This window comes from Streptomyces sp. NPDC048417, assembly GCF_040651615.1.
In the GTDB taxonomy this organism is placed as follows: Bacteria; Actinomycetota; Actinomycetes; order Streptomycetales; family Streptomycetaceae; genus Streptomyces.
The window spans coordinates 41016-48993 of the sequence record NZ_JBEZKI010000052.1; the positions used below are offsets into that span (position 1 = coordinate 41016).

The following is a 7978-nucleotide window of genomic DNA, read 5'->3' on the forward strand; positions in this document are numbered from 1 at the left end:
CCACCCAGGCCATCGCTGTCCTTCTCGGCCTCAGACTCCTCGTGGACGGCGCGCTGTCCGCGTCTGAGCCCCAGGCTGCCGCCGACATGCCTTGACCAGCGGGTTCGTGGCCGACAATGGCCATGCTGATCGACTGGGTTGGGAAGCATGACGCACGACGAATACGCCGAACGCTGCGAGGAGTTCTTCGCGGTGGGCGGATTCACGCAGGTCCGGAAGCTCACCGCATCCGGACTGGTGGAACTCGGGCCCGCCCCGGTGCTCTATCGATGGCTCGGTCAGGCCGGGCGCGGGCCCGGCCGCCTGTGGTGGTCGACATAGCGCTGCTTAACGGTGGCGGCAGGGTGACTTCTGCGGCTGTCTGACCGCCCGGCCGGGGTTTCGCGCTGACAGCAGGGGATCCAGTCGACCAGAGTCCGGGCATGGTGCAGAACCTAATTGCCGCGTTTAGCCTGCTCATCGGCATGGCAGGTTTGACACTGAGTTATGCAGCTCACCGGCAGAAGGTCCGGCAGGAGAGCCAGGAGTACGCACTCCACACGGAGGAACTGGAGAAGTTCCAGCGCGATCGGGAGCGGGAGCGGCAGCTACGCGAGCAAGAACAAAGCGCCCGGCGACAGCGGGAACAGCTTCAGGCATCCATGATCAGAACGAATGTCGTGCGACTCGTGTCCCCTCTGAACAGCAACTGGGTCGTCCCGAGGGTCGTGGTTCAGAATCGGTCAAACCAATTGGTGAGGGACGTGCGCGTGTCCTTCGGCGACGAGGTGATCGGCGAGTTGATCTATCTCGACACCGGCGAGGAGACCTTCCCGCTGCCGCCCACAGAGTCCAGTGAGGCTGGCTACCAGGAGCGCATCATCCTCGAGTTCACAGACATCGCCGGGATCCGTTGGCGCCGCGAGCGCTTCGGCACCCTGCGACGCGCCCGCCCGGGTACCAACGGCTGGGAGGACCCAGAGCCGCCCGTTATCGAGCAGGGTGCCACGGGCCCGAGGTGGTGCCCCGCCCCGGATACGCCTGTGCGTGGGCTCCCAGCGCCGCCTCCGCCAGGGCCTCTACAGGAGGACGAGTCCAGGGGCTGGGCCCCACCCGGGGCGGCGCAGAGGGGGACAAAGGTGCCAGTATGGCGACGTAGCGTCATCCATTGGCCATCGGTCGTGCTCGTTTCAGTGGGGTTGATCGCAGGAGGTCTTTGGTGGTTCCTCCACCACTAGGTCCGCCGGCCAGGCAGACGCAATGACTGCGTTCGCAGGCAGCACGCCCCCATCAGCGGGCCACGGACTATTACCCGGTAATAGCTCCGGCTGCCGGAGCCGGTCAGGTCGCACGCTATTACCGGGTAATAGGCGATCGCTGCAGCCTCAGAGGCAGGCGCTGCACTCGGCAGAGCGGGGCCGCTGTCCGGGCACTGCGCCGAACACGAAACACAAGAGGCCCGTACGCCCCGCAGGCTCACGGGACATACGGGCCTTTGCCGTGCGGGTGTTGATGGTCAGATCGCCCCGCTCTTCAGCTTCTCGGCGAGGTCCCGGCCGGAGAGGTGGATGTACTGCAAGGTCGTGTCGGTGTGGCGGTGACCGGCGAACTGAAGGCCGCGGACACCGCGATCAGCGCCCGCTCGTCGTCCAGGTCGTTGGCGTAGGCCTCGCGTTCCTTGGCCGTCCAGGCGGAGGCGCCGGAGTCCCAGGCCTCGGCGAGAGGGACCAGGTGGTCGACGAGGACGATCTACCCGAGAGCGCGGACGCACGGCTGGACGGCGCCGGACAGCGGGACGGGAGCACGGGACGTCCCGATAGATGTCGGACGACCACCCTGGCCGCGGGTCCTGGCAGCGTGAACACGAGCGCCAGCCCCGTCGATTGGCCGATGGGCTGGCGGGGGTGGTGTACGCGCTCGTGCCGGGTCGCGGGCGTTGATCCAGGCGGGAAGCGGCCCGAGGCTGCGGCGAAACAGGGAGCTTGGGAAAGGCTTGGTCAGGGTGAGGTAACGATTGTGCAGGTCGCCTCTTGTTCATCCCGCGGCTCTACTCGCATAGACGTGGGCGGTGGTGTCATGCCGTCAGCCGCCCGGCGCCCCCACTGTCCGGGCCGATCCCGCAGGAGTTCCCCCTTATGCGTCGCTTCACCGCCACTACCTGTGCCCTTGCCCTGGCGGCCGCCGGCATGATCGCCGCTTCGGCCGGCACCGCCCAGGCGTCGACCTGCTCCCACTCCTACCTGCCGCTGCCCGACTCCTCGTGTACGCCCGGCGCCTACAACTCGGATGTCACGCAGTCGAACATTCACAGCACGATCTGCGTCTCCGGCTGGACTGCCACCGTCCGCCCGCCGACGTCCTACACCAACCCCCTCAAGGCCCAGGGCATCATCGACTACGGCTACTCCGACACCAACATGGCCGACTACGAGGAAGACCACCTGGTCCCCCTCGAACTCGGCGGCTCGCCCCGCAGCACCAGCAACCTGTGGCCCGAGCCCTACTCCGGCACGAAGACCGCCACCACCAAGGACGGCGTGGAGACAAAGCTGAAGAACGCCGTCTGCGCCGGCACCATCACCCTGTCCGCAGCCCGCAGCGCCATCAAGACCAACTGGACCACGGCCCTGCAGGTCACCGGAATCGGCTGACCCTGCCAACCACCGGGACATCCAGGCCGAATGTACTGGATGTCCCGGCACCAAGCGTCAAGTTCACGTCCGGGCCGGTCAACGCGGCTCTCGCCGGGACCGGCGCTGCTCGAGGTGTTCCGAGCCGCACGGCGACGTCCAGGCCGGTGCCGGGGGCTGGGTTGAGGTGATGGTGCCGCCGAAGGCGTCAACGAGGTGGCGGACGATGGGCAGGCCGAGGCCGGTGCCGTCGTGGGGGAGCCGGAGGCACCTGAGCTCTTCGGGCGGGTGTACGCCGGGTATGCGTCCGCGCGCCCCACCCCGCGCGCTACGGCGCCGGCCGGGTAGGGCAGCATCTGGGCAGCCGTCGCCTGACCATGAGGGGCTGTCATGCCATTCACCCGCCGCGCCACGATGACCGTGGTGCTGTCCTGCCTGCTGCTCGCGGGCTGCAAGTCCGCCTCGCTGGGCGGCTCGTCGCCGTCCGGGACCACGAGCGCGCCGGGGGCGGTCTCGGGGGCGAACGGAGCGGGCCGGGCGATCGCGGTGGGGGCCGGCCCGCAGAAGAAGTACGCGGTCCAGCAGCAGCCGGCAGCGGGCTCGTGCCACTACCGGTACGAGAAGAGCGAGCCCCTGGAGGACCCGGCGTGCACGCCGGGCGCGGTCTCCCCGGCCGTCACCCAGGCGAACCTAGCGTCGACGATCTGCCGCAAGGGCGGCTACACCTCCGCGGTGCGCCCTTCCACCTACGTGACGGGCAAGGAGAAGAAGCTGAACGCGGCCTCCTACGGGTTCACAGGGAGCATGCGGGACGCCGAGTACGACCACCTGATCAGCCTGCAGCTCGGCGGCGACCCCAACGACTACCGCAATCTGTGGGTGGAGCCGACCGACCCCGGCCACAAGAAGGGCTCCGGGGTGAACAACCTCAAGGACCCGGTGGAGACGAAGCTGCACACTGCGGTCTGCTCCGGCAAGGTCACCCTCGCCGCCGCGCAGCAGGCCATCGTCACCGACTGGACAACCGCGCTTGGCCGCCTCGGCCTCAGCTGACCGGGCGGCCCTACGAACGTGGTGCGTGCCGCGCGGCGGTGTGGGACCGTGGTGGCGCCCGGCTCCGCCGCTTTCCCCCGTAGCGGCGGGCCCGGCTCCGCCGCTCAGCAGATGCCTTTCAACCGCAACGCCTCAGGCCGGGGCGCCCGTGTTGCCTATGGGGCAGTGGTTGCCGTTTCGCGGCGACGTTTCTCCAACGGCGGTACGTCCGCTGAGGGGTGGCTATGCAGGAACACCACCACGGGCTGACCGCGCATCCGGTGTCGTAGGGCTTAGTGCAATTGGGCAGACAGCCCTTGCGTCATTCACTTTGACGGACGCGAGGGGGAGAGCGACATGGTGCGCAGCGGCCGGCAACGGGCTAGGGGGGTACGACTGGCCGCGCGGAGGCCGGGTCCCGGCTGGGTCCCGGCCCTGGCCCGCAGTCCGGCAGGGCTGCGGCAGTGGTGGCGCCGCATCGACTGGGGCAGGGCCGGCACCATCACAGCGGTCGTCGCCGCTCTCGCGGGACTGCTGCTCACGGGCGTGTCCACGCTCTACGACGCGCTCGTCTCGGGCGGCGTCCTCGTGATCAACCCGTTCGTTCGCGCCGCCTGCCAGGATGCCGAGCAGAAGGGCCTTCCCGTAGAGGCTCGCGAGGTTGTGGAAGAGGCTCCGGACAATGCGGTCAGCCGGGGCAGCTGGTCGCAGTACCGCGAATGCGGCGGCGGGAACCTGCGGCGGATCGTGCCCGGAGGACAGGTGGCGGCCCGGATGCCTGCGCCGCGCCTGACCAGCCAGGCGCGCCGGGGGCGTTGATCGTTTCTGCGGTGAAACCTGTCGCCCACCTGGGGGAGAGTCCCGGCGGGCGGCGGCGGCGCCGAGGGCTTTTGCCGGTAGACCGGCGTGATCAAGAACGTGCTGCGCGCTCTGCCTGGGGGGCGGTCAGGCGGGTCTGTCTCGTTCGGTGGTCTCCTGGCCGCGCATCATCTTCCACGTCTCATGCAGGCCTACCCCGACTCCCGCGAGGCCTGCCGGAATCAGGAAGATCCTGAACGGCAACCACCATTCCTCTCGCGAGTACGCGAACGCCAGCATGATCACTCCGATCAACAGCTGCCCGCCGGCTCTACGTATCCACAGTTCAACCCGATCCTGCATCACTCACTCCACCCTCCTTCGATCGAGATTTCCCCAACGCTGCGCCACGAACACATTCCGGAATAGCGCTTCATGAGCGAGTATCTGACCGCCTTCATCGCCCGGCCCGATACCAAAGGGGGCTCGTGCCCCACCTAGGGTGGGCACGAGCCCCATGGCATTGCCAGGGTAGTTGTGGCGCTGTTTCCCGGCTTCTATCGCAGGTAGGCGATGCCGTCGGTGGTGACGGTGGGGCGCCCGCCAGTCCCAGTGACGACGATCTTGATGGTGTGCTTGCTGGCCGAAGCCCAGTTCTTGGTCCAGATGGCGTTGCGGTAGGCCGTGGTGGTCGACTTCAGGTCGACGGTTGCGGTCTTGGTTCCGTCGATGTAGATGACGGCTTGCCCTGAGGTGGAGGCGCGCGAGACGACCCAGGCCACTGAGCGGCCAGTGAACGTCCAGCTCAGCGAGGCATTCTTCGTGGCGCTACTCAGGGAGGCGCCGCCGAGGTAGTTGGTGGATGTCTTCTTGGTCCAGGTACCTGTCTTGGTGGCGGACGTCTCCTGCACGATCACCGGGGTAGCCGATGCCGTCGCGACGGAGGTGTTGCCCGCCAGGTCCTGGGCGGTCAGGCTGAAGACTGTGGCCGCACCAGACGTGGCGGTCAACTGGGCACTGGTCGTGGTGGGTCCGTAGGTCTTCGCCGTTGGGGCGGTCAGGCGAACTTCCTTCAGACCCGCACTGTCGGTGGCCTTCCAGGCGAGTGTGACCGGGACGGCGGTGGTCGCGACACTTCCCGCGCGCAGAGACGGCGCCGGCTTGGTGCTGAACACGGGCGGAGTGGTCTCCGCTGTGACCGCTACGCTCGACGAGGTGCTGGTCTTGCCTGACTGATGGGTCGCGCGGACCTGCACCGTGTGGCTGCCGGGAACAAGGGTGACAGCTGCGGAGGTCGCGGCGCCGGACTTGGCGGCGACGCTCTTTCCGTCAACTAGAACCTCGTACTTCGTGATGAGGGAAGCCGGTGTCGTGGCTGTCCAGTTGACGGTGACCGTGCCCTTGGTCAGGTAGGTGTTCCCCGACAGGCTCGCGCCGGTGACGGACTTGATCGCGAGTCCGGCAACAGGACCAGCGGCCCAGGTGCGCAGGGTTGGCAGCTGGTTGTACAGGGCCGTGCCCGGGCATTCTGTGGCGTAGGCGTCACGGTGGCCCGATATCCGGTTGAAGACGGCGGACTGCCCGAGTGCGAACTTGCCGTTGGCCTTGCCGGCCGTCAGGGTCACTTTCCCCAGCGGGTCCACCTTGTACTGCCCGAGCTTCCAGGCCGCGAGGCGGGCTATGGAAGCCTTTGCGGCAACCGGGGCGTCTTCGCTTGTGTAGGTGCCGATGACGGCGATGCCCGTGGTGTTCGTGTTGAACCCTTCGGCCTGTGCACCGATCACCGGCCGGTCGATGCCGCCCTTGCGTCCTTCGAAGATCGTGCCGCACTTGTCGACGACAAAGTTGTAGCCAATGTCCTTCCAGCCCTGGTTCAGGTGCAGGGCGCGCAGACCACGCATGATGGCCGGAGAGTCGGCGCAGGAATATGCGTTGGTCTGGGCGGTGTGGTGGACGAAGACGGCGTTGATGGTCGTGCCGTACTCGGGCGCCTCGTTGTTGAGAGACTCGTCCGCTCCCCAGGCCGCCCGGCTTACGACAGGGGGCTGTGGCACGGTGGAACTCGGTCCGGATGTCGCACTCGCCGACGCCGTGGGCGTTGCCGAAGTCGGGGGAGCCGAACTGGCCGGGGGAGAAGATTCCGTGGCCGTAGCAGTGGGTGCGGGAGTCGTCGGCGTTTCGCTCGCAGGCGTGGACGGAGCCGTGGCGGACTCGGACGTTTCGACGGTGGGTGTCGGTGAATCGGCAGGGGCGGTGGATGTGTCACCGGGCTCGGGTGTGTCGCCCTCCATGACGTAGGCTGCTGCCTCCATTCCCGCCTGGGTGGAAGTACCGGGATCGACCATGTCCAGGCGCAGGCCAGCGGGCAGCGTGCCGTCAGCGGCGACCTTTATCTCCACGCCGTCCGACGGGCCGAACCAGGCGGCGCCGGTGGCCCCCCGCATCCCCTTGCGTGGAGAGTCCTCGCCGCTTCCGCCGTCGGCTTCCAATGTGACCCAGGAGGACCACTTCTGCGTCCCAACGGTACGAACCCGGGCCTGGACTGCACCCAAGACGTGTGCCTGGGGGTTTTCCCACGAAAGCCTCAGCATGCTGAACCGTTGGACGTCACGCCGGCTCAGCGAGGCACGGCCGGCGTCATCCGCGTGCAAGACGGTCGACCGCACATGGGTAGCAACTGGCCCCCCGAGCCCTTTCGCATCTGAGTCCGAGCCGGGATCCTCCCATGGCTGGCCTACAAGAACGCCCGCTGACACAGCGGCCGCCACAGCAACCGCGCCCCACACCACATGCCGCCTCACGCAGCCCACCCCATGCACTTTCGGATCGAGACATGACAAACCCACAGAAAGGACAGCACGCCTCGGCTGTCTGGGTCTGGAGAGAGGGAATCTACACGGTCAACACGCCCTGTCCGCATAGGTAGTTGATGTTGACCGTCACCTCTCTGATGCGTACCCGTACCCCGGCCCCGAAGAGCCTGGGCTATGGGTGTGGATCCCGTCCACTGGACGGGATCCACACCCGGGCCGAGCAGGTCAATCGCTGCAGAGGACGATTACGCGCACTGCCCGCGACCGCGGTAGTGGGTGTACTGGCGGCAGATTCGTTGCCGCGACGAATAGGTGAGAGCCTGGTTGTAGGCCCTGAGGTACCGGTAGTTCCGCGAGTACTGATGCACCGAGTAGATCAAGTCCGCAATGCCGAGTGCGTGGCCGCCGCAGGACGCGAAGCCTCTCCATCGGGTCCAGCAACTGCGAGCACGGAACTTCTTGAGCGCCTTGATCCGGCGGAAGGACACCACTGAAGTCGCAATGTTGGCGCCCCAGTAGTAGTGCCGCCAGTTCGGATTGCGGCCCCAGCGGTCGGCCGTCGAGCACCAGCGCCAGCACCAGCGCCGTCCGTCAAGGTCAAATTTGTCCAGCGGGTCAGCGGTGACGTATTCGTAGGCGTTTGCGTTGCCGCCGGGGATGGGGTCGATGGAGAGGAAGCGTCCGGTGGTGGGGTTGTAGAGGCGGGCGCCCATGAGGGTGATGCCG

At 67.4% G+C, this 7978-nt stretch carries 7 protein-coding genes and 1 pseudogene; 5 read left to right on the forward strand and 3 right to left on the reverse strand.

Going from position 1 to position 7978, the window contains the following annotated elements:
• The first annotated feature begins 147 nt into the window (after positions 1 to 147).
• Positions 148 to 321 (forward strand): hypothetical protein, encoded by a 174-nt coding sequence (locus AB0D59_RS48290; protein WP_362578654.1) that lies wholly within the window; start codon positions 148 to 150, stop codon positions 319 to 321.
• 101 nt (positions 322 to 422) lie between these two features.
• Positions 423 to 1217: a hypothetical protein gene (locus AB0D59_RS48295; RefSeq protein ID WP_362578657.1), complete on the forward strand. Its 795-nt coding sequence runs from the start codon at positions 423 to 425 to the stop codon at positions 1215 to 1217.
• Positions 1218 to 1596: 379 nt separating this feature from the next.
• Here AB0D59_RS48295 and AB0D59_RS48300 read toward each other — a convergent pair.
• Positions 1597 to 1719 (reverse strand): annotated as a pseudogene (locus tag AB0D59_RS48300) (HNH endonuclease); the annotation flags it as partial.
• Between the two features lie 395 nt (positions 1720 to 2114).
• Between AB0D59_RS48300 and AB0D59_RS48305 the strand changes: the two are divergent.
• From AB0D59_RS48305 to AB0D59_RS48315, 3 genes are all read left to right on the forward strand, one after another.
• Entirely contained in the window at positions 2115 to 2630 is a 516-nt protein-coding gene (locus AB0D59_RS48305; RefSeq protein WP_362577905.1) for a hypothetical protein, read from the forward strand.
• Positions 2631 to 2999: 369 nt separating this feature from the next.
• Positions 3000 to 3662 (forward strand): hypothetical protein, encoded by a 663-nt coding sequence (locus AB0D59_RS48310; protein WP_362578660.1) that lies wholly within the window; start codon positions 3000 to 3002, stop codon positions 3660 to 3662.
• A 525-nt stretch (positions 3663 to 4187) separates the two neighbouring features.
• A complete protein-coding gene (locus AB0D59_RS48315; RefSeq protein WP_362578663.1) occupies positions 4188 to 4460 on the forward strand; it encodes a hypothetical protein in 273 nt (90 codons plus the stop codon).
• 536 nt (positions 4461 to 4996) lie between these two features.
• Here AB0D59_RS48315 and AB0D59_RS48320 read toward each other — a convergent pair.
• Both AB0D59_RS48320 and AB0D59_RS48325 read right to left on the reverse strand, forming a co-directional pair.
• The gene (locus tag AB0D59_RS48320; RefSeq protein WP_362578666.1) at positions 4997 to 6991 is read right to left on the reverse strand and encodes a peptidoglycan recognition protein; all 1995 of its coding nucleotides are present in this window, start codon (positions 6989 to 6991) and stop codon (positions 4997 to 4999) included.
• A 506-nt stretch (positions 6992 to 7497) separates the two neighbouring features.
• On the reverse strand, positions 7498 to 7978 hold a 481-nt coding region (locus AB0D59_RS48325), incomplete at its 5' end, for an RHS repeat-associated core domain-containing protein (RefSeq protein ID WP_362578669.1).